Source organism: Pedobacter zeaxanthinifaciens, assembly GCF_003313335.1.
Taxonomy (GTDB): Bacteria; Bacteroidota; Bacteroidia; order Sphingobacteriales; family Sphingobacteriaceae; genus Pedobacter; species Pedobacter zeaxanthinifaciens.
In genome coordinates this window covers 462,706-482,966 of sequence record NZ_QMHP01000003.1, presented here as the reverse complement: position 1 = coordinate 482,966, position 20,261 = coordinate 462,706, and the positions used below count along the sequence as shown (strand labels likewise).

Sequence of the window (20,261 nt, the reverse complement as noted above, 5' to 3'; positions counted from 1 at the left end):
AATTTAAACAAATAAAAATATTAAGGTTATGAAAACTTCTATTAAAAATTTATGCTCAGTAGTATTAGGTGTAATCACTATGTCTACTTCGGCTTTTGCAACAGACGGCATTACCAACAATGTAAAAACTACCGCAAGTGTAAAAGCAGTAACCATCTTAAACGAGGTTAAAAACATCAATAAAATTATAGCTACTGGTAACGTTGAGGTTTATGTGGTGCAAGCGCCAACTGAAAGCGTAAAAGTTTACGACAGTTATTATTCTAAAAATGCTTTGGTGCAGCAAAAAGATGGTGTGTTGCGTATCAGTTCTTTCGAGAAAGAGCCATTGGCTGTAACGGTTTATGTACGCAATATTTCGGCTATTGAAGCAAGCGACAACGCAGTGGTTAAAACTTACGGAAAAGTGAATTTCTTGAGCTTAGATGTGTTATTGAAAGATAAAGCTTCGGCAGAAATCAACGCAAAAACGGTGAATCTTTATACTTCGGTGAAAGATGAGGCAAGCTTAAAGTTGAGTGGTAGCACTGAGCAGCACTATGCTTTAATGGGCACATCAGCAAAAATGAGTACCGGAAACTTTATTGCAGCAAGCGCTGATGTAAAATCAATTGCACCAGCCTACAGGGCACAGGCTAAAGTGGTAGCAGCAACATTGGATGCGATTGCCGGTAACGACGAGCAGTTGTTGGCCAAATAAAAATCCGCTCCCGCAAAGGGATTCCATATAAATGTAAAAGGCAGTTTCTGAATGAGGAACTGCCTTTTTTGGTTATGTTAAACCTATGAAATTTAGTGCTTTAAATTATTACAAATCAAACTTAATGCCCTGTGCTAATGGCAAAGTATCAGCGTAGTTAATGGTGTTGGTTTGTCGGCGCATGTAAGCTTTCCAAGCATCAGAGCCACTTTCTCTGCCGCCACCAGTTTCTTTTTCGCCGCCAAAAGCGCCACCAATTTCAGCCCCAGATGTACCAATATTCACATTTGCAATGCCACAATCAGAACCCTGTGCCGATAGGAATTGCTCCGCCTCACGTAGGTTTAAGGTCATAATTGCAGAAGATAAACCTTGCGGAACAGCATTTTGCAAAGCGATGGCTTCTTCCAAATCGTTATATTTGATGAGGTACAAAATTGGAGCAAAAGTTTCGTGCTGCACAATTTCGTAATGGTTTTCTACCTCTGCAATGCAAGGTTTAACGTAGCAGCCTGAGCTGTAAGCGTCACCTTCCAATACGCCGCCTTCTACCACAAATTTGCCGCCTTCGGCTTTGCATTTTTCAATGGAAGTTAAGTAAGCGTTTACTGCATCTTTATCAATTAGTGGACCTACGTGGTTATTTTGATCCAATGGGTTACCGATGCGTAACTGTCCGTAAGCTTTTACCAACTTTGCCCTAAAAGTTTCGTATACACTTTCGTGGATGATCAAGCGCCTGGTAGTAGTGCAACGTTGTCCGGCAGTACCTACAGCACCAAAAACGGCACCAATTAGCGACATGTCCAAGTCGGCATCTTTTGAGATGATGATGGCGTTATTGCCACCTAATTCTAAAATGGTTTTACCTAGGCGATTAGCTACTGCCATGGCCACGGCTTTGCCCATTCTGGTTGAACCCGTAGCCGAAACTAAAGGAACACGGGTGTCGTTGCTCAGCAGCTCTCCAATTTCTCTATCGCCATTAATTAAGCATGAAACGCCTTCTGGAATATCGTTTGCCGCAAAAACTTCTTCGGCAATGCGCTGACAGGCTATGGCTGTAATAGGTGTTTTTTCAGATGGTTTCCATACGCATACGTTACCACAAACCCAAGCTAATGCCGCATTCCAGCTCCACACTGCCACGGGGAAGTTAAACGCTGAAATGATTCCTACAATTCCCAGCGGGTGCCACTGCTCGTACATGCGATGGTTTGGGCGCTCACTGTGCATGGTTAAACCGTACAATTGTCGCGACAAGCCAACGGCAAAATCACAGATGTCAATCATCTCCTGCACTTCACCTAGGCCTTCTTGCAAGCTTTTGCCCATTTCGTATGATACCAAAGTTCCCAAAGCTGTTTTTTGTTTCCGTAAAGCATCACCAAACTGACGGACAATTTCGCCGCGTTTAGGTGCTGGTACTTTGTTCCAAAATTTGTAAGCTTCTTGTGCCGTTGTAATTACATGATCGTATTCTTTCATAGAAGCCGCAAATACTGAAGCAATTTTTTCGCCATCAACGGGCGACATGCTATGGATATGAGCGCCATCGGCCGCATGGCTCCATTTACTTCCTGTGCTATACGATGGGTTAAATCCGGCAATGCCAAGTTGTGCTAAAATCGAACTGATATCTGGTTTCATGATTTCTATATTTTAATAAGGATATCTACAAATGAACAAAAAATAAATTCAATTAGCATGTTATTGACGTTTTTTGCCACAGATGCACAGATGATTTATTGAACGTGAAATTTATAATCTGTGCATCCGTGGCTAATCAATTACATTTTTCTTTTCTTCTTGTATCTATCAAATAAACAATTTTCCAGCTATCGTTTACCTTAACCAGTTGGAACGAGTTTACACCGCAATGGCTAAATTTATCGCCGATGTAAAATTGATAGTCTGTCCAAACACTTGCCAGCTGATCATCAATCAAAATTTTGGTGAACACAATTCGCTCATCGTAAATTTCTGGATGCGGCTTAGCTATACTTGCAATAAAAGCATTTAAATCGGATGAGCGAACAACCCCATTGCCATCCTTCGTTTTGCCGATGGTCTGCAAAATTGCACCTTGATTAAAAGCACTTCTCACCATGCTGCTGTCGGCATTTCGCATACCGGTAAATAAATTGTTAATGTTTTTTTTAATGGCTTCTTCCTCTGCCAAGTGTTGCGCAAATAGCTTTGCACTTAAACAACTTAGTATCAAAATGAAAATAATAGTTAGGTGTTTCATGACTTTGCCGTTACCTTTTTAAAACTAAATATATCGAAATTTGTCATATAAAAGAACCTGCCTGAGGAGAGGCATTCGGTATCCGCACCTTACAAAGCCTAAATCATTTATTTATAAACATTTGAGCAGCATATTGTGTGTATGTTGAAAATTATTTTATCGTGTTAATTGATAATTAGCGTAAACTTATGATGTGATAATACATTAGGGCTGTTCTTTTAAATATTCAAAACATGGAAGAAGAATTTGAATTTGATTTTAATGAAGATGCGCAGAACTCGGTAGAACGTTACGAAGAAATGATTCGTAATGAAGACCAATATTTTTTTGATGCGCAAGCTTTTGAATATATCATAGATAACTATATAGAGAAGAACGACCCAGTAAAAGCATTGGAAGTAATTGACTTTGCTTTAAGTCAGCATCCTTATGCTGCGGTTTTTTTAATTAAGCAAGCGCAGTTATTGCTGTTTACCAATCAGGTTGGCAAAGCGTTTAAAGCGCTTGAAAAAGCTGAAATGTTGGAGCCTTCGGAAGCTGATATTTATGTGCTGAGAGGAAATATCTACCAAAATATGGATAGACACTCCGAGGCATTGGAAAACTACGAAAAAGCATTAACGTTAGCCGAAGTTACAGACGAAATCCTGATCCAAATTGCTTACGTTTATCAAAACATGCAAGACTACGAAAGTGCAGTGGTTTATATCAAGCGTAGCTTAGAGCAAAATATGGAAAACAAAGATGCGCTTTATGAGTTGGCATTTTGTTACGATATTTTAGATAAGCAGGAGGAAAGCATTCGTTTTTACCAGGAGTACATTGATAGTGATCCTTACTCTTACTCTGCTTGGTATAATTTAGCCAATTCTTATCATAAATTAGAGCTTTACGAAAAAGCCATTGATGCTTATGATTATGCCATCTTAATTAAGGAAAATTTTGCATCGGCATATTTCAATAAAGGTAATGCCTTGGTGCAGTTGGATAAGTACGAAGAAGCTATTGACGTTTATAAGCAAACTTTTGAGTACGAGCCGCCTACCGCTGATACGTATTGTGCCATTGGCGAATGCTACGAGAAATTGGAGCAAATGGGCGAAGCAAGGTCCTACTACAAAAAGTCGGTAAAAATGGATCCGCAAATGGCTGATGCTTGGTTTGGTATTGGTGTAACTTTGAACTTCGAGGAACGTTACTTCGAGTCGTTGCACTTTTACAAAAAAGCATTGGATTTGGATGAAGAAAATCCAGATTTTTGGTTTGCCATGGCCGATGCTTACTATAAATTAGGCCAAGTTGAGGAATCTATTGAAGCTTATTACAAAGTGGTTGAATTTAATCCGGTTGATGTAGAAGCTTGGTTGGATTTTTCGACTGTTTTATACGAGCAGGGAAAATTGGTGGAGGCTTCGGAAGCGATGTTGGAAGGGATCAAAAACAATCCAGATGCAGCAGAATTGTACTACCGGATGGTGGCTTACATGTTTGCATTGGGTAAAACACAAGAAGGAATTGATTATTTGGAAACAGCTTTGGAAATTGACTCATCTAAACATTATATCCTTTTTGAATACTTGCCGCAGTTGGCTAATAACAGTACCATTGTGGCCATTATTAGCAGATACATTAAATAAAAAACTAAAATAAGGCTCAATAACAGAAAAAAGGGAGAGTTTTTTAACTTTGCAGCCAATACCAAAATGCTATTCAAATAGTTTGTCTTTAAAAAAAGATTGAATTTTTAAAGATTTGGTATGGCATACAATAGTAGATTTAGATGAATTATAGTTTAAACAACATTCCTGAACGTACCGTAAAACCACGCCAAAAGGGATTAACCATGGTAATGGATAAGGGCTTAAGTTTAAGGCAGGTTGAAGATTTTATTGAGGTAGCCGGTGTACACACCGATATAGTAAAGCTGGGTTGGGCAACATCATTTGTTACCCCAAATTTGAAAGAAAAATTAGCGTTGTACCGCAGTGCTGGTCTTCCAGTTTATTTTGGCGGAACTTTATTTGAAGCCTTTGCCATCAGAAATCAATTTGAAGATTACCAACGTGTACTCGACCAATTTGGGATGGAATACGCCGAAGTTTCTGACGGTTCTATGGATATCAACCATGAGGAAAAATGCGCTTACATTGAAAAATTGGCTAAACAGGTTACTGTAATTTCGGAAGTAGGCTCCAAAGATGCCACCAAGATTTTCGCTCCCTACAAGTGGATTCAGCTAATGAAAGCAGAGATTGAGGCGGGTTCTTGGAAAGTAATAGCCGAGGCTAGAGAAGGTGGAAACGTTGGGATATACCGTGGCACAGGAGAGGTTAGGGAAGGTTTGGTTGACGAAATTTTAACTCAAATACCCGATGAGCGCATCATTTGGGAAGCACCTCAAAAAGAGCAACAAGTGTGGTTCATTAAATTAATAGGCACAAATGTTAACTTGGGCAATATTGCTCCGGCTGAGGTAATTCCGTTGGAAACCATACGCCTTGGTTTACGTGGCGATACTTTCGATTATTTCTTAAACAAATAACACAACATTTTTATTGAACATTTCTTCGTTGGCCAATTGGTTTGGTGAGCTAAAATGCTAGCGGCGATTGAAATGGCAACAAGGGCGATACTGATTTTATGAGAACTTTTGGTTTAATAGGATTTCCACTTTCTGCATCATTTTCAAAGCAGTTTTTTGCTGATAAATTTGCGACCGAAGGGATTACTGATTGTAAGTATGAACTTCATCCCATTCCGCAAGCTAAGGAAATACTTGACCTAATTGAGGCAGATCCAAGGCTGTGTGGTTTAAATGTGACCATTCCGCACAAGGTTAGCGTAATGCCTTACCTCACTGAATTAGACGACGCGGCCGAGAAGATTGGTGCGGTTAACTGCATTGCTATTGACCAAACAGGCGAACAGCCAAAGTTGAGGGGCTACAATACAGATGTTTACGGTTTTGAAGAATCCCTGAAGCCATTGCTAAAGCCGCATCATCAAAAAGCATTGATATTTGGTGATGGTGGAGCGGCTCAAGCGGTTAAATATGTCTTTAATCAGCTTGGTATTCCTTTTATCTCGGTAGTAAGAAATGCCCAGCCTAATGCTGTGCTGTACTCTAGCGTAACCAAAGAGGTGCTGGAAGAGTACACCATATTAGTAAATACTACGCCACTGGGCATGTTCCCCAACTTAGAATCATTTCCACCAATTCCTTACCAGCACTTAACAGATCAGCACTTGGCTTATGATTTGGTGTACAATCCAGAAGAAACGCAATTTTTGGCCAAAGCAAAAGCGCAAGGCGCAAGCGTGAAAAATGGTTTGGAAATGCTACATTTACAAGCAGAGCGCTCTTGGGATATTTGGAACAAGCAGATTTGATAAATTCGCAAATGCGATAATTAGATGATGTAGTTAGTGACATAACTGCATTCTCGAATTATCAAATCTTCACATCAACACATAAGTATGGGCACTTCATTTCGTTTTTTCTGTTTGATTTTATCCGTAGCGCTACTATCAGCCTGTAGTGGCGAAAAGGTATCAACGCCTAAGCCTAAAGGATATTTTCGCATCAATTTTCCAGAAAAAAAATATCAACTTTTTGATGATGGATGCGCTTACAGCTTTAGTTATCCTGCTTATGCCAAGCTTAACGCCGATACAGATAAAAATGCCTTGCCTTGTTGGAAAAATTTAGATTTCCCTCAATTTAACGGGGTGCTGCATATCACTTATTACGATGTATTTTCTCCCAAAACCTATAACGAAATGACAGAGAATGCTCGTACCCTGGCCATGAAACATACCATTAAGGCTGATGCTATTGACCAACGTTTGATTAACTTTCCAGACAAGAAAGTGTATGGCGTATATTATAGCATTGAGGGAAATACGGCATCATCTGTACAGTTTTTTTTAACAGATAGTGTAAACCATTACCTACGTGGTGCCCTATATTTTAACGAAAGGCCGCAATATGATTCTATCCAACCCGTAGTTAAGTTTATTAAAAAAGATATAGATAAGCTGATCGAAACGTTTCAGTGGAAGAAGTAATTTTTGTTAAAATGTTAGAAAGTTGCAACGTTAAACCTTTCCAAATTTAAAAAGGCAGCAAAATGATAAATATAAAGCAATTTACCTTTAATCCTTATCAAGAAAATACCTATGTTTTGTTTGATGAAACAGCAGAATGTGTAATTATTGACCCGGGAATGTACGAGGGGTTTGAGCAAAACGAACTTGTAAATTTTATTCAAACCAAGGGCTTAAAGCCAGTACTTTTGCTTAATACGCATTGCCACATCGATCATGTATTGGGAAATAAATTTGTTTACGATCAATGGGGCTTAAAACCTCAATTTCATGCTGGCGAATTGCCATTACTGCATCGTGTGGTAAGCTATGCACCCCAAATGGGATTCAGATACGAAGTTTCTCCCGAGCCAGAAGTATTTTTGAGTGAAACTGGCAAGGTGAGTTTTGGCAATAGCGAGCTTGAGCTAATTTTTGCTCCTGGTCACTCGCCTGCGCATTTGTGCTTTTACGCTTCTAAAGAAAATTTCTTAATAGGCGGTGATGTGCTTTTTTTCCGAAGTATAGGCCGTACAGATTTGCCAGGTGGCAACCACCAACAACTAATTGAAAGTATAAAGAACAACTTGTTTGTATTGCCAGATGATTGCGAAGTTTTTCCTGGTCATGGTCCAAGCACAACGATCGGCTACGAGAAAGTAAACAATCCTTTTTTGGTGGGGTAGTTTATTCAATCGTAGTATCCAATATCAATTGGCTGAAAAAATTATTAGTCATTGCCAATTCTTTAGGAGTACCGTGTACATTAGTTATGCCATTTTCAATTACATAAATGCGGTCAGCTAATTTCGCAACAGATGCTTTATGTGTAACCATCAATGCCGAAAGGCCTTTATCAATTTGTTCCTTTATGAGGTTAAGTATGAACTGTTCTGTATTTCTATCCATAGCGCTAGTTGCTTCGTCTAAAAGCAAAACTTGTGGATTCTTATAGAGTGCTCGACATATTGCTATAACTTGCTTTTGCCCACCGGATAAGTTCACCCCTTCTTCTCCGATAAGTGTGGCATAACCTTGCGGGAATTGCATTATGAATGGCTCTATACCTAAATCCCGGCAAAAGCGTGCAACTTCGTTCATCTCTTCAGAAGGGTTTAAACCAAGTGCAATATTTTCTATTACAGAGCCATTAAATAGTTTTATTTCTTGTGGAACTACTGCAATAATATTCCGCCAAGAAGGAGTATAGAGTTGGCTTAAAGGTGTTCCGTTAACAGTGATTTCTCCTTGCTCAATTTCATAGAATTTTTCTAAAATCGCTAATGTTGTGCTTTTGCCACATCCGCTTTCGCCGAGAAGCGCAATTATTTCACCCTTTTTTAGATAAATGCTTACATTTTTTAATATTGGTTTTCGGCCGGCAAATCTGAAAGAGATTTTTTTTACCTCTAGTTGCGCAAACGCTATGGGCGTGATTTTTTCTTCAATAAATTCTGGCTTTATAGAACTGAAATCATACATTCTGTCGAAAGCCACCTTAGCTTCTTGTAACTGTAAGTTAATTTGAGATAATCTTGCCACCGCTGGAATTAAAGATCCTGAAAGTGAAATAACTGCCATCATCTCGCCAACTTTGAGTTGTTTATTTAGTACCATAAAAGAGGCGGTGCCAATAAGCACTATATTTAAGATAATACCCAATATGTCATTCATTACCGTAAAACGATTACCCATTTTGCCCATAGCCAACGTTTTATCTTGAAGACTGCCATATACTGTTTTTATTTTTTGAGTAAAAAAAAATTCTAGCAAGTGTTGCTTAATTACTGAAATACCATTAAAGGTATCAATGTAATTGCTTTGGTTAATACCACTATAAGCCATTACATCTTGTTGATGCTTTCTAATAGGCTTGCTATAACTTAGTATTAATGCAACAATAAGCGGAATAAAGGAAAAAGTAATAATAGCGATTGTTTTCGAGTAAGTAATTAAAAAAAACGAAGTAGATAGCAGGATGATAATGTCTATAAAAAATGAACCTGTAATAAAAGCTATGTTCCGTTGAATACGGGAAGTATCTTGCATTCGGGTAATCATATCTCCTGTTTTTCGGGTATCAAAAAAAGATTTAGGGAGATAAACCAAGGCGTTGAAAAAATTGCCAACTATACGGTTGTTAAAATCTTTGCTTTGTAGCAGCAGAAAATGTGTTCTAACATAGCTTATACCTGTACGCATCAGCAATACAAAAAAAAGTACAATTAAAGAAGAAATTAATCTAGTAGTATTCCCCGAGGGTATAATTTTGTCTATGAGTTTCTGTGAAAATATGGCAATAGCTAAACCTAATGTGGTTGCAATAATACCCAATAGCATCGTTAGACCTAAAATATTTAGGTCTGGTTTAATTAAAGCTTTAAACCATTGCCATTTTGCTTTGGTTTCTTGCTTGTTAAGGATAAAATTTTGATTTGGGCTTAAAATCAATAAGGTTTTACTTTGCCAAATTTTTTCTAACTCTTTTTCGTTAAGCGTTAATATGCCTTTTGCGGGGTCTCCGATTATAAAAGTTCCTTCTGGCTTGCCTAAGGATGGTGGGATATAAGAAAAACAAACTACGTAATGTTGTAGGTTGCCTTCGTTTACAATATGCAATATACAGGGCTTTTCAATTACATTGAGTTGTTGCAGTTCTGTTTCGTATGCATCTGCATCAAAGCCAATTTTTAGTGCACATTGGTATAAACCTAGCAAAGTAGTGCCCACAGTGTTAGTGCCACTCAATTCTCGTAATTTCTCTAAGTTGCTAGTGCCTCCATAAAAATTTACCAAGCTAAGTAAACAGGCTACACCGCAATCGGTTTGGTCTTGTTGTAAAACCAAAGCCTTTATGTATTTTTTTGAGAGTGATTTTAATGACTGTTTATTTGGCATTGATAAATGAGTAGATGTTTTTTGCCGTAGTGCCACCGTTAAATTTCTTAATTAGCGTTTTATTATTGGCATATAAAAAGCCAGTAGGAATGTTGGCTGGTCCAAAATAATTGGGGAATTGATATTTGCTATCACTTAAAATTTGGTAGTTGATGCCTTTATTGGCGAGGTGTTGATGATAAGCGTTGAGTTGTTGGACAGTTGATGGTGATACCAACAAAATATAACAGTTGGCGAACCATTGTTTATGCTTTATAATATCATCCATTTCATCGGTGCAATAATGGCAATCCGGAGAGAAATATAAAATTAAAAGATATTCTTTTTTCGGTAACTGGTTAGGACTATATTGTTCTTCATTTAGACTATAAAAACTGAAAAAAGGCAGTTCGTAAGAAAATTTTTCTGCTTTTTCTGTCATAGCGACTGTACAAAGGAGAATCGCCATCAAGAAACATATTGTGATAGACAGTATATAAAAATTCTTACTCATAGAAATTTAGTAAGTTAATAAACGTTACTATAATGAACCAGCAGAAGATGCCTAAAAAATATGCGATTGTTAATATTCTGCCTATCTTATGAATCTTGTTATCTGTTAGCTTTTTGACTAAAAGTACTATTGTCAGTATATAGAAGATCTCCCAAAGATTGATTGTTTGCAAAGGATAAGTCAAATGCGTAAGTAAATTTTTGGGATGATATAGTTGATATAAAGACAAAGAACTAAAGTTAATTATATCATAAAAGCTATAGTTTTTTTTATTGTACAGTAACCAAATTAATTCTGAAACATATTGGGCCAAAAAAACAATGTCGCTAATAATAACAGCTTCGAGAAGAATTGTTTTATTAATTTTTATCGAATTGAATCGAATAGCAGAAAGTAAAAGAAAATAAGTTACAAGTGTACTCCAAGCTATATATAGCGGCACTAATAAGATTCTAAATGAAATAGATGTTGCTGCGAAAATAAATTTTGACGATATTATTGATGCCAGTATAAAAGTACCGAATAGCGCTACACTAAAAACATAAAAATATTTCTCACTTCGCATTATAATAAGTTCAATTAAAAGAAGTTCTAGAAAATTTTATTTAATTACCTCAATTCCAAATTGTGGTTGGGAACCATTAGATATTCTAAACCATTTTTTTTGATGGAAACTTTCATATGTCTTTGCTTCACTCATTCCGAACTTTGTAACATAAAAAGGCAAATAAATACCCATTTTGTTTGATGTTAACTCAATATATTCTAATCCGATAAATACTCCATCTATTGGTAAGCGAATGTTTTGATCGGAGATGTCGGCAATTATGTCTGCGGTTCCTGAACAGTCATTATGTATAATTACATCCTTTTTTAACATTTCCTTTCCGGGAGCGATGGGATTTTTTTCAGCAGTAAATAAATGAATTCTCAAACTAGTGCCTTTGCAAGGCATAACAGCTAGTTTTAAATTGTTCAAAAGGAAATTTAAATGTTTTGGGTTGTACGTCAAATTGTATAAAACTTTGGAAATAAATAATGCGGTGTCTTTCTTATGGTTGGGAATATAAGTCACTACATAGTTATTTAATGATTTGTCATAATCTGAAAAACCTATTGATCCATAACCAATAGTCTTATTTTTTTCTCGATAATAACCTAGTATAAATTTGTCTATTTTTTTTTTGCCTGAAATTTTAACTTCGAGTAGATTAATAGGAGACGGATGCAACATTATTTCTAAATTGTCTTCCAAGCTATCCCTTTTTACTAGAGCAGTTTGATATCCTATACATGATATTTCTAAATTTGCGATATTTTTTTGTATAGAGAAATATCCAAGGCTATCCGCATAGTGCCCGACTCTTCCCTCCTGACTTGTATAAATAAGATTTGCAAACGGTATGCCTCTTCTAGTTTCTCTATTGAGAACACGCCCATTGATAATTTGCGAAAAGCATATCAACGGATAAAATAAAAATAGGAGAGCAAATAGCAATTTAAAGTTTAATGATAGGCGAAGGTGCAGCTTTGCTGCACCCTTTGAAATATGTATCATTCGATATCCGCTTCCATAACACATGGTCCCGTTGTTATCTGTTTGTGCGAAACTCTTATTCCGAGCACATAATAGTCCAGATAAATATTCGCTCTGAGTCCGGAGGCACAGGTAGAGTCAAAATCAATGGGGTTACTAAGTTCAGAGCCCAAAAATTTTCCGCCAATAATGTTTGACATTTTTTCTAAATCTATACTTTTCATTTTTTACTTATTTTTGAAAATTAATACGCTATTGTGTCAGTTGCTTCTAGGCACGGACCAGTTCCAGCTAATTCGTGCTTAGTTCTAATTCCTAAAATGTAATAAGTACTGAATACCCCAACTCTTAATCCACTAGCACAAGAGTTATCATCAATAGCTTCCATTTCATTGTCGGGGCCGAAAAACCTTCCAGCCTGAATGCTTTCCATTTCCGTAAATTTTAATTTTTTCATGTTTTTAAAGGTTTAAGTTAAACAAAAAAATTTTTGTCAAAACTTCAAATAAAAAAATATAATTCCAAAATTTTAGCTGTATTTAGTACAACTGATATGTTTAATTGTGTTAAACATGTGTTTTGTTTTATTGGTAAGCTCCATAATGTCTTTTATTTAAAATTAAAAACCCTCCAGTTTTTTCTCTATATTTAGCCCACAGTGAACCCCGTTTTTTTACATCGTATGCAAGTATCTTTTCGCCAAGAAGTCTACCAATACCATTAATATCATATCTACATTTCAATTTTAGGGTTAGTGGTAGGAAGCTCAAAGCTTAATGTTAGAAAACCCAAACAACAAAAAGAAAACTACGGTGATGAAATATTCTATTCATCATATGTTAAAATTTTAGCTTGAAACTGGTATTCGGTTTTGCTGTCTAAAAACCATCTTTTACTTCTTGTGGACATCGTAATGCTATAATTATCTTTATTATAAGCTTTTGGAAAAGTGGTTTCAGCGAAATTAGGGATTTGATTGACGTATGAGCCAAATGACTTTACCAATTTGCCGCTATAATATTCTTTACCTAATATTTCAACAACAATAAAGAAGCCTTCTTCCGGTAGCTTAATGCCCAAGTGAGACAAATCAATATTAAACCATCGCTTTTTTTTAACATTTTGCAAAATCATCGGCTCCATCAGTTCTAGCTTTGGAAAGGTTTCCCCCAATTCCTTTTTATATAGCCTTAATCTAAATGGCATTTCTATACCATCGGAACGGTCAAACATCTTAATATTAACCGCTTTAATAAACCCTGTTTTTTTATCTTTATTATTGATGTAAAGTCCAAAACTGCTATCGTAATATACCCCATTACTGGTAATGCTAAAGGCTTGTGTGCCAACAGTTATTTCCTTGAGTTTATTTTTGGTCTTTGAAATCTCAACCTCTTTAAGGCCATAACTCACTGGGGTAAGTTCAATTGTATGGAGTAAGTTTTTCTTGTTTTGAACCTGAAAAATGGATGTTTTGTACCCCATACAGCTAATGAAAATACTATCTCCCTCATTAATATTCTCTAATGGAATATTTGCTATGCCTTGATTATTGATAGGATAATCTATTTTTCTATTGATTGATATGTTGGCAGTCTCTAATATCACTAAGCTACTGGCATCAACGATTCTCGGTTGCCAAGGAGAATTGCCATTTGTTTGTGCTTGGCAGATAAAACCTAGTGTACAAAGAAATAGAATTAGGAACGAATTGTTTCTCATCTCATAATCATAAATTGTTAATCAAACCAATTAAACGTTAGTTTCAACTGGTTTGATTAAATAGGGTTTATTACTACCAACCTGAAGGACAAGTTCCAAATGCATCTGGTCTATCATCAACTTTTACCCCCAATACGTAATATCCACAAGAGTACCAACAAAATTCTTGATAATTACCACCGCCTACTTCTCCAACTTCATTAATTGAGTAATCGACAACTTTACTGTAATCACAGTAAGTTCCCCACCAAGGAAATCCTCCCTCAATTTTTTCCATCTGTTCAAAGTTTAATTTTTTCATGTTTTAAATTAATAAATAATTATTTGGTAAAACTTCAAAAAAAAAAATATAATTTCAAAAATGTGAATTTTTAGCTCACAACTGAAATGTTTAACCTCTCAAATCCATGTTTTATTTCTATATCATCTATTGACTTAAGTTTAAACACCCTCCATCTTTTTTGCCTATCTTTACCAAGTGAACACCGCTTTTTACATAGCTCGTAGGTATCTCTTTGCGAAGAAATCAACCAACGCAATTAACATTATTTCTGCCATTTCAATGCTAGGGGTAATGGTGGGTAGCGCTGCTTTAATCATCATTCTTTCGGTATTTAACGGCTTCGAAGAGGTAGTGTTGAAGATGTTCAATAGTTTTACGCCACAAATTGTGGTGGCACCGGCAGAAGGGAAAACTTTTAACCCAAATATCAAGTACTTCGAAGAACTTAAAAAAGACCAGTCCATTTACGCTTTTACGGAAGTTTTGGCCGAAAATGCGCTGATTAGATATGACGAGAAACAAACGCCTGCGCTGATCAAAGGGGTAAGTGACGATTTTCTGAAAAATAACAGTTTGGATAGTGCCACAATTGATGGCGTATTTGTGCTTCACAATAAAATAGGACAGCCCCAAGCAGTGGTAGGTTCTGCATTGCAGGCATTTTTAGGAGTTAATCCCGCTGATCCATTTGCGCAGCTGCAAATTTTTTCACCTAAGAAAGGAGCCACCGGTAATTCCGTAAATCCGATGGATGATTTTGTGATGCTCAGTATATCGCCAGCGGGAGTTTTTCAGGTGCAGCAAGATTTCGACAACCAGTTGATTGTACCTTTGAGTTTCGCCAGACGATTGCTGGACGAGCCTACCAACGTATCCACAATTGAAATTAATGTGAAGCCAAATGTTGATGCTGAAAAGCTAAAGTTAACCATAGCAGATCGGTTGGGTTCCAAATATGTAGTAAAAAACAGAATTGAACAGAATCAAGCACTATACAATTTGTTGGGATCAGAAAAATGGATGGTTTATATTATCCTCACTTTTGTATTGGTAATTGCAATTTTTAATATCATTGGTTCGTTAACTATGCTAGTGATAGATAAGCAGAAAGATATTTCGGTGCTGATTAGCTTGGGTGCGGGTAAGCGCCTCATTAAGAGAATTTTTTTGGCTGAGGGTATGATGATTACAATCACAGGTTGTATCTTTGGGATATTAATAGGATTTGTTTTTTGCGTATTGCAAAAAAAATATGGCTGGGTAAAAATGGGAGGAGAAGCTGATTTTGTAGTTTCAAATGCCTACCCGGTGGCCTTAAAGTGGAAAGACTTTGTATTGGTTTTTTTTACTGTTGGCTTTTTTTCTTTTATAGCGGCAGGTTTGGCATCAAATTTAAGCGTTAAAAAGATAGATCGTATTAATCAAGATCTTTAGCGTATGTGTACCAGTAAAAAGTTAGTTTGTATTTTGTTTTGCGTTGGATTACTTTGGGCATGCACCAATGATAAAAAAACGGAGCAGCAAAAGGGTAAAACCTTAACCTTTAAAGGGCTTTATAGTTATGGTCCGGAGGTTAAATCGTTTACTGATTGCGATGAAGGACGCGAATACTGGGTTGCTGATAGTGCAAAAAACTTGGAGCTGCAATACGTTGATCAGGGATTTGAAAAGCCTTACACACCGGTTTATGTAGAGGTGGAAGCCCATTTGATAAAATCTGACACTACTACCATTACTGGCGGCTACGACTCAACCATGGTGGTTACCAAAGTGCTTAAGTTAACCAAAACAATTCCGGATGGCCCTTGTAACCAATAATTGGTTAAGGATTTACATAAAGGCTTTTTGATAATTGCGGTATCAAATTGTTTTTTGCAGCAATTTGAAATAAGGTGTCAATTGCTTTTCTGCCTTCTAAACCTAAATCCACCGAATATTTGTTAACGTACAACTCGATGTGTTTGTACATTACATCTTCTTCCATTGCTTGGGCATGCTGGCGGATAAAGGAAATGGCCGATTTAGGGTGCTCAAAGGCAAATTCTACAGATTTTCTTACCAAACGATTGACCTTTTCTTGAACTTCAATTGGTAAGTTTCTATTCACTACAATACCGCCCAATGGAATGGCACAGCCTGAAAACTGTTCCCAATATGAGCCCAAATCCATTAATTGGTGCAGGCCTTTGGCTTGGTAGGTGAAGCGGTTTTCATGGATAATTAACCCTAGGTCGATTTCTTCATTTACCAAGGCATCTTCAATGGCCGAAAAAACCATTTCCTGTTTATTCGTTAGTTTTGGATAGGCTACGCCCAATAAAAAATTAGCGGTAGTGTATTTGCCTGGAATGCCAACTTTCAAATTAGATGCCTCTTCCGTTTCTAGCTGTCTTGCAATGCTCTCGGCATTTTCTTTTTTGCAGATGAGGAGCGGCCCAACGCCAAAACCTAAAGCGCTGCCAGCATCTAGCAGTGCATATTTCTCTGCCACGTAGGCAAAGGCATGAAAACTCAGTTTGGTAATGTCCAATGTTCCGTTTAAAGCCTTTTGGTTGAGGGTTTCTACATCATCAAAAAATACCTTAAAGCTTAAGCCTTCGGTGTCAATTTTGCCGTGTATCAGTGCATCAAAAATAAAGGTGTCGTTTGGACAGGGAGAAAAACCAAGTGTAAGTTGCATAATTCAAAATTAGGATTGATTAACTAAACTGTCGTCATTTGGAGTTCAAGTTTTTTTTGAAATGTGTTTTGCTTGCTTAATGAATAATATCAGCAATGGTTCGATACTGATCCCGAATGCTCGGGATCGAGGTCAGTGAGCTAGATAATACGTATGTTTTTGTAAATCAAATAAATAAAAATCTAACTTACCTTAGCTAAAGGTTTGTTAAATAGTTGATGAGCCAGCTGTTTAGGTTGTCAACCGCCAAGCCTATTTTCCAATTTTCTCGGTTTCGAGGTTCTACGTAGTTGGAAATGCTGCGGACTTGCAAAACAGCAACATTTGTTTGCTGGCAAGCGTAAAAAACAGCGGCGCCTTCCATACTTTCAATTTCTGGTTGGTACAATTTTACAGTATTTGCAATGCTGGCTGCGTTTCCATGAACTTTATTTACGGTTATAGCTTTTACCTGTTTGAGGTTGGGAATATCAGTAGGTGTTGTATGGAAAGTGTGCTCACCAAAGCCAAGTTGCGGCAAGCTGATAAATTGATCATGGTCTTCAGCACCCAGTTCCGCAAAGGTATCTGTAACTACGTTTACCAATTCGCCAAGCGCTATGCTGCGGTCGAAACTTCCCGCAATGCCTACATTGACCACAGTGTTGTACTTGTTAGCATCAAGATGTCGCCCAAGCACAAACGCAGTGGCTACCATCCCTACACCCGTAATTAAAATATCGAATTTTTCCGTTTCCAGTAAACGATCACCAGTACACGAAAAATGGTTTAGTGTAGGTTGGATTTCACTTTTGGTAGCGGCAACAACAAGTAATTTCATGACGCTAATTAACGATTATTTTGCATGGCTTTAAAAAACAGCTTTTTTTTAGTGGTTTTTTGTTTTTTACCGCGAAGTACACAAAGGTTTTATAATAAGTTTTTAAAAGTATTTATTGTTTTTTAGTAGCGCTAGGAAATTTGTAGAATTAGATGTTTACCGCAAAGTTTTGAAGAACGCAAAGTGTTTTTTTGCCGGTTAATAGAAACTTAAGGAGTTTAAGTATTTCTGTATTGAAAGGTTAAATGCACCCTGCGATAAAAAAAAAACGATGTTTGCTGCACTGTTTTTTGTAAGATAAACCCGACCGTAGGGGAAAGCCCGCAGGCGAGTGCAGCGAGTACGAGGACTTGTACCGAAGGGCGGGGCTGCTTTTGCCATGAAGCAGGCAGTTGCTTTTCTAAAAATGAGTAATTGCTTGGTAATATCTGGCGCATTGAACACACGGCTATGGAGTTTATCTGTATATTTGCGTTTTATTTTTTCAAAATGATTTATATTACACGTAGGGAGAGTTTTAACGCAGCACATAAATTAGCTAGACCCGATTGGAGCGACGAGGAAAACACGGCGGTTTTTGGTAAATGCGCAAATCCGAATTGGCATGGGCACAACTACCAGCTTTTTGTAACCGTAAAAGGTGAAGTTAACCCTGAAACCGGTTTTTTGGTGGATTTGAAATGGCTGAAACAAATCATTAATCAATATGTGATTGATAAAATTGATCATAAAAATTTGAATCTTGATGTTGATTTCATGCAAGGTGTTTTGGCTTCTACCGAAAATTTAGCTATTGCGATTTGGAATATCTTAAATCCGATGATTGCTGAAGGTGGCGCTCAATTGCACAGCATCAAACTTTACGAAACTGATAATAATTATGTCGAGTACTTCGGCTAATCCATCTTAATTTATGGCGCACAACCACGACCACGACGATGACTACGTATTGGGCTATCAGAAGATAGAGCGATATGACGATGATAAAATTAATGCCGTAGCGGTTCATTATAAAGATATTTTGGAACGTTTGGGCGAAAATCCGGAGCGTGAGGGTTTGTTGAAAACGCCTGAACGTGTGGCTAAGGCATTGCAATATTTGACGCATGGCTACGATGTGAAGCCCGATGAGATTTTGAGATCGGCGATGTTTGAAGAGGAGTACAGCCAAATGGTTGTGGTGAAGGATATTGAAGTTTTTTCGATGTGCGAACACCATATGCTGCCTTTTTTTGGCAAAGCGCATGTGGCTTATATTCCTAACGGACATATTGTTGGTTTAAGTAAAATTCCGCGTGTGGTTGATGCGTTTGCCCGTAGGTTACAGGTACAGGAACGCTTAACCAACGAAATTAGAGATTGTATTCAGCAGACTTTAAATCCGGCTGGCGTTGCAGTAGTAATGGAGTGCAAACACTTGTGTATGGCAATGCGTGGTGTTCAAAAGCAAAATTCGGTAACTACAACCTCGGCTTTTACTGGTGCATTTTTACAAAATGATAAAACTAGGGCTGAATTTTTAAGGTTGATTACCGCAAATTTACATTAGGAGATTTACGATTTTATCTCGTACGTACGGTAACGAAGTACGATGTTGTATTGCCGAAATTTAAAGGTTTTTACTGTACTTTGTAAGTCGCAACAATAATCAATCTAACAAAAGAACAATTTAAATTTGATATGAATACGAGTGGCTGTGCTGCATCTTAATTTTCATATCTCAAATCTAAAAAAATGAAAGCATATATTTTTCCGGGTCAAGGAGCCCAATTTGTAGGCATGGGTAAGGATTTGTATGAAAACAGTCCGCTAGCCAAAGAACTTTTTGAAAAAGCAAATGAAATTATAGGTTTCCGTATTAGCGATATTATGTTTAGCGGTACGGATGACGAGTTGAAACAAACCAACGTTACACAGCCAGCTATTTTCTTGCATTCGGTAATTTTAGCTAAAGTTTTGGGAGATGATTTTAAACCGGAAATGGTTGCTGGTCACTCTTTGGGTGAGTTCTCAGCCCTGGTTGCTGCTAATGCGCTTTCTTTTGAAGATGGATTGAAATTGGTAATTGCTCGTGCAAATGCGATGCAAAAAGCTTGCGAATTGCAACCGAGCACTATGGCTGCTATTTTAGGTTTAGCAGATGAAGTTGTAGAACAGATTTGCGCTGAAATTGAGGAAGTAGTTGTTCCTGCAAATTACAATTGCCCAGGTCAGTTAGTAATTTCTGGCAGTATTGAGGGGATTGATAAAGCTTGCGAAAAGTTGACCGCTGCAGGTGCTAAAAGAGCATTGAAATTAAACGTTGGTGGTGCTTTCCACTCGCCGTTAATGGAGCCTGCAAAAGTGGAGCTACAAGCTGCTATTGAGGCTACTGAAATTAATGCACCTGTTTGCCCAATTTATCAAAATGTAAATGCACAGCCAACTAGTGACCCGGCGGTAATTAAAGCAAATTTAATAGCGCAGTTAACGGGTGCAGTTAAATGGACACAAACCGCTACCAACATGATTGCTGATGGAGGAAATGAATTTGTTGAGGTTGGTCCGGGTAATGTGTTGCAAGGCTTGGTGAAAAAAGTAAGCCGCGAAGTGCAGACTAGCGGCGCTAGCTTAGCATAACAAAAAGATTTTTACTGGGGTTGCTTAAAAAGCATTTTAAACCAAGCATAAAAGTTAAAAAGCGTTAAAACCGCTACACTTTATCGTTTGTTGTGTTGGAAATAAAGATTTTGCTTTTTAGGCAGCCCCATTTCTGTATATTTATGTTTTAAAGCTGTTGAATTTGAATACG

General features: G+C 37.3%; 21 protein-coding genes. 11 read left to right on the top strand and 10 right to left on the bottom strand.

Going from position 1 to position 20,261, the window contains the following annotated elements; all coding sequences use genetic code 11:
* The first annotated feature begins 28 nt into the window (after window positions 1-28).
* On the top strand, window positions 29-700 hold the full coding sequence (locus DUT68_RS07055; protein ID WP_113636986.1) for a GIN domain-containing protein: 672 nt from the start codon (window positions 29-31) through the stop codon (window positions 698-700).
* 108 nt (window positions 701-808) lie between these two features.
* On the opposite strand, the gene amaB is transcribed toward DUT68_RS07055, so the two are convergent.
* Together amaB and DUT68_RS07045 are read right to left on the bottom strand one after the other, a co-directional pair.
* Entirely contained in the window at window positions 809-2,350 is a 1,542-nt protein-coding gene (amaB, locus tag DUT68_RS07050; RefSeq protein WP_113636985.1) for an L-piperidine-6-carboxylate dehydrogenase, read from the bottom strand.
* A gap of 136 nt (window positions 2,351-2,486) precedes the next feature.
* Entirely contained in the window at window positions 2,487-2,951 is a 465-nt protein-coding gene (locus DUT68_RS07045; protein ID WP_113636983.1) for a nuclear transport factor 2 family protein, read from the bottom strand.
* A 233-nt stretch (window positions 2,952-3,184) separates the two neighbouring features.
* Here DUT68_RS07045 and DUT68_RS07040 point away from each other — a divergent pair, with 233 nt between their 5' ends.
* From DUT68_RS07040 to DUT68_RS07020, 5 genes are all read left to right on the top strand, one after another.
* Window positions 3,185-4,588, top strand: coding sequence for a tetratricopeptide repeat protein (locus DUT68_RS07040; RefSeq protein WP_113636982.1), 1,404 nt, complete (start codon window positions 3,185-3,187; stop codon window positions 4,586-4,588).
* 143 nt (window positions 4,589-4,731) lie between these two features.
* The gene (locus DUT68_RS07035) at window positions 4,732-5,493 is read left to right on the top strand and encodes a phosphosulfolactate synthase (RefSeq protein WP_113636980.1); all 762 of its coding nucleotides are present in this window, start codon (window positions 4,732-4,734) and stop codon (window positions 5,491-5,493) included.
* A 98-nt stretch (window positions 5,494-5,591) separates the two neighbouring features.
* Entirely contained in the window at window positions 5,592-6,341 is a 750-nt protein-coding gene (locus DUT68_RS07030; RefSeq protein ID WP_113636979.1) for a shikimate dehydrogenase family protein, read from the top strand.
* 87 nt (window positions 6,342-6,428) lie between these two features.
* On the top strand, window positions 6,429-7,019 hold the full coding sequence (gene gldD / locus DUT68_RS07025) for a gliding motility lipoprotein GldD (RefSeq protein WP_113636977.1): 591 nt from the start codon (window positions 6,429-6,431) through the stop codon (window positions 7,017-7,019).
* Window positions 7,020-7,081: 62 nt separating this feature from the next.
* Window positions 7,082-7,723 carry an MBL fold metallo-hydrolase gene (locus DUT68_RS07020; protein WP_113636976.1) on the top strand — a complete coding sequence of 214 codons (642 nt, stop codon included), beginning with the start codon at window positions 7,082-7,084 and terminating at the stop codon, window positions 7,721-7,723.
* A 1-nt stretch (window position 7,724) separates the two neighbouring features.
* On the opposite strand, the gene DUT68_RS07015 is transcribed toward DUT68_RS07020, so the two are convergent.
* The 6 genes from DUT68_RS07015 to DUT68_RS06975 form a co-directional block, all read right to left on the bottom strand.
* Window positions 7,725-9,935, bottom strand: a complete 2,211-nt coding sequence (locus DUT68_RS07015) for a peptidase domain-containing ABC transporter (RefSeq protein WP_113636974.1) — start codon at window positions 9,933-9,935, stop codon at window positions 7,725-7,727.
* On the bottom strand, window positions 9,925-10,356 hold the full coding sequence (locus tag DUT68_RS07010) for a peroxiredoxin family protein (protein ID WP_157960792.1): 432 nt from the start codon (window positions 10,354-10,356) through the stop codon (window positions 9,925-9,927). Before DUT68_RS07010 ends, DUT68_RS07015 begins: the two co-directional genes overlap by 11 nt.
* Window positions 10,357-11,029: 673 nt before the next feature.
* Window positions 11,030-11,986: a carboxypeptidase-like regulatory domain-containing protein gene (locus DUT68_RS07000; RefSeq protein WP_113636968.1), complete on the bottom strand. Its 957-nt coding sequence runs from the start codon at window positions 11,984-11,986 to the stop codon at window positions 11,030-11,032.
* A gap of 223 nt (window positions 11,987-12,209) precedes the next feature.
* Window positions 12,210-12,422: a hypothetical protein gene (locus DUT68_RS06990; protein ID WP_113636966.1), complete on the bottom strand. Its 213-nt coding sequence runs from the start codon at window positions 12,420-12,422 to the stop codon at window positions 12,210-12,212.
* A gap of 368 nt (window positions 12,423-12,790) precedes the next feature.
* The gene (locus DUT68_RS06980) at window positions 12,791-13,687 is read right to left on the bottom strand and encodes a hypothetical protein (RefSeq protein WP_113636963.1); all 897 of its coding nucleotides are present in this window, start codon (window positions 13,685-13,687) and stop codon (window positions 12,791-12,793) included.
* Between the two features lie 73 nt (window positions 13,688-13,760).
* Window positions 13,761-13,988 (bottom strand): hypothetical protein, encoded by a 228-nt coding sequence (locus DUT68_RS06975; RefSeq protein WP_113636961.1) that lies wholly within the window; start codon window positions 13,986-13,988, stop codon window positions 13,761-13,763.
* A 177-nt stretch (window positions 13,989-14,165) separates the two neighbouring features.
* Between DUT68_RS06975 and DUT68_RS06970 the strand changes: the two genes are divergently transcribed.
* Both DUT68_RS06970 and DUT68_RS06965 read left to right on the top strand, forming a co-directional pair.
* Window positions 14,166-15,404: an ABC transporter permease gene (locus tag DUT68_RS06970; protein WP_113636959.1), complete on the top strand. Its 1,239-nt coding sequence runs from the start codon at window positions 14,166-14,168 to the stop codon at window positions 15,402-15,404.
* A gap of 3 nt (window positions 15,405-15,407) precedes the next feature.
* On the top strand, window positions 15,408-15,788 hold the full coding sequence (locus DUT68_RS06965; protein WP_113636957.1) for a hypothetical protein: 381 nt from the start codon (window positions 15,408-15,410) through the stop codon (window positions 15,786-15,788).
* 4 nt (window positions 15,789-15,792) lie between these two features.
* On the opposite strand, the gene DUT68_RS06960 is transcribed toward DUT68_RS06965, so the two are convergent.
* Both DUT68_RS06960 and mqnB read right to left on the bottom strand, forming a co-directional pair.
* Entirely contained in the window at window positions 15,793-16,650 is an 858-nt protein-coding gene (locus DUT68_RS06960; RefSeq protein WP_113636956.1) for a menaquinone biosynthesis family protein, read from the bottom strand.
* Window positions 16,651-16,846: 196 nt separating this feature from the next.
* A complete protein-coding gene (mqnB, locus tag DUT68_RS06955; protein ID WP_113636954.1) occupies window positions 16,847-17,470 on the bottom strand; it encodes a futalosine hydrolase in 624 nt (207 codons plus the stop codon).
* Window positions 17,471-17,959: 489 nt separating this feature from the next.
* On the opposite strand from mqnB, the gene DUT68_RS06950 reads away from it, so the two are divergent.
* From DUT68_RS06950 to fabD, 3 genes are all read left to right on the top strand, one after another.
* Window positions 17,960-18,370, top strand: a complete 411-nt coding sequence (locus DUT68_RS06950) for a 6-pyruvoyl trahydropterin synthase family protein (RefSeq protein WP_113636953.1) — start codon at window positions 17,960-17,962, stop codon at window positions 18,368-18,370.
* A 13-nt stretch (window positions 18,371-18,383) separates the two neighbouring features.
* Complete coding sequence (folE, locus tag DUT68_RS06945) at window positions 18,384-19,019, top strand: GTP cyclohydrolase I FolE (protein ID WP_113636951.1); 636 nt, start codon at window positions 18,384-18,386, stop codon at window positions 19,017-19,019.
* A gap of 185 nt (window positions 19,020-19,204) precedes the next feature.
* Window positions 19,205-20,089 (top strand): ACP S-malonyltransferase, encoded by an 885-nt coding sequence (fabD, locus tag DUT68_RS06940; protein WP_113636950.1) that lies wholly within the window; start codon window positions 19,205-19,207, stop codon window positions 20,087-20,089.
* The last annotated feature ends 172 nt before the right edge of the window (window positions 20,090-20,261 follow it).

What these genes read in the sequence shown, in the direction of transcription:
- DUT68_RS07040 (WP_113636982.1), top strand. Translation starts at nt 3,185, where the DNA reads ATGGAAGAAGAATTTGAATTTGATTTTAATGAAGATGCGCAGAACTCG.
- DUT68_RS07030 (WP_113636979.1), top strand. Translation starts at nt 5,592, where the DNA reads ATGAGAACTTTTGGTTTAATAGGATTTCCACTTTCTGCATCATTTTCA.
- DUT68_RS06990 (WP_113636966.1), bottom strand. Translation starts at nt 12,422, where the DNA reads ATGAAAAAATTAAAATTTACGGAAATGGAAAGCATTCAGGCTGGAAGG.
- gldD (WP_113636977.1), top strand. Translation starts at nt 6,429, where the DNA reads ATGGGCACTTCATTTCGTTTTTTCTGTTTGATTTTATCCGTAGCGCTA.
- DUT68_RS06960 (WP_113636956.1), bottom strand. Translation starts at nt 16,650, where the DNA reads ATGCAACTTACACTTGGTTTTTCTCCCTGTCCAAACGACACCTTTATT.
- amaB (WP_113636985.1), bottom strand. Translation starts at nt 2,350, where the DNA reads ATGAAACCAGATATCAGTTCGATTTTAGCACAACTTGGCATTGCCGGA.
- DUT68_RS07045 (WP_113636983.1), bottom strand. Translation starts at nt 2,951, where the DNA reads ATGAAACACCTAACTATTATTTTCATTTTGATACTAAGTTGTTTAAGT.
- DUT68_RS06965 (WP_113636957.1), top strand. Translation starts at nt 15,408, where the DNA reads ATGTGTACCAGTAAAAAGTTAGTTTGTATTTTGTTTTGCGTTGGATTA.
- DUT68_RS07015 (WP_113636974.1), bottom strand. Translation starts at nt 9,935, where the DNA reads ATGCCAAATAAACAGTCATTAAAATCACTCTCAAAAAAATACATAAAG.
- DUT68_RS07020 (WP_113636976.1), top strand. Translation starts at nt 7,082, where the DNA reads ATGATAAATATAAAGCAATTTACCTTTAATCCTTATCAAGAAAATACC.
- mqnB (WP_113636954.1), bottom strand. Translation starts at nt 17,470, where the DNA reads ATGAAATTACTTGTTGTTGCCGCTACCAAAAGTGAAATCCAACCTACA.
- DUT68_RS06980 (WP_113636963.1), bottom strand. Translation starts at nt 13,687, where the DNA reads ATGAGAAACAATTCGTTCCTAATTCTATTTCTTTGTACACTAGGTTTT.
- DUT68_RS07010 (WP_157960792.1), bottom strand. Translation starts at nt 10,356, where the DNA reads ATGACAGAAAAAGCAGAAAAATTTTCTTACGAACTGCCTTTTTTCAGT.
- DUT68_RS07055 (WP_113636986.1), top strand. Translation starts at nt 29, where the DNA reads ATGAAAACTTCTATTAAAAATTTATGCTCAGTAGTATTAGGTGTAATC.
- folE (WP_113636951.1), top strand. Translation starts at nt 18,384, where the DNA reads ATGGCGCACAACCACGACCACGACGATGACTACGTATTGGGCTATCAG.
- DUT68_RS07035 (WP_113636980.1), top strand. Translation starts at nt 4,732, where the DNA reads ATGAATTATAGTTTAAACAACATTCCTGAACGTACCGTAAAACCACGC.
- DUT68_RS06950 (WP_113636953.1), top strand. Translation starts at nt 17,960, where the DNA reads ATGATTTATATTACACGTAGGGAGAGTTTTAACGCAGCACATAAATTA.
- DUT68_RS07000 (WP_113636968.1), bottom strand. Translation starts at nt 11,986, where the DNA reads ATGATACATATTTCAAAGGGTGCAGCAAAGCTGCACCTTCGCCTATCA.
- DUT68_RS06975 (WP_113636961.1), bottom strand. Translation starts at nt 13,988, where the DNA reads ATGAAAAAATTAAACTTTGAACAGATGGAAAAAATTGAGGGAGGATTT.
- fabD (WP_113636950.1), top strand. Translation starts at nt 19,205, where the DNA reads ATGAAAGCATATATTTTTCCGGGTCAAGGAGCCCAATTTGTAGGCATG.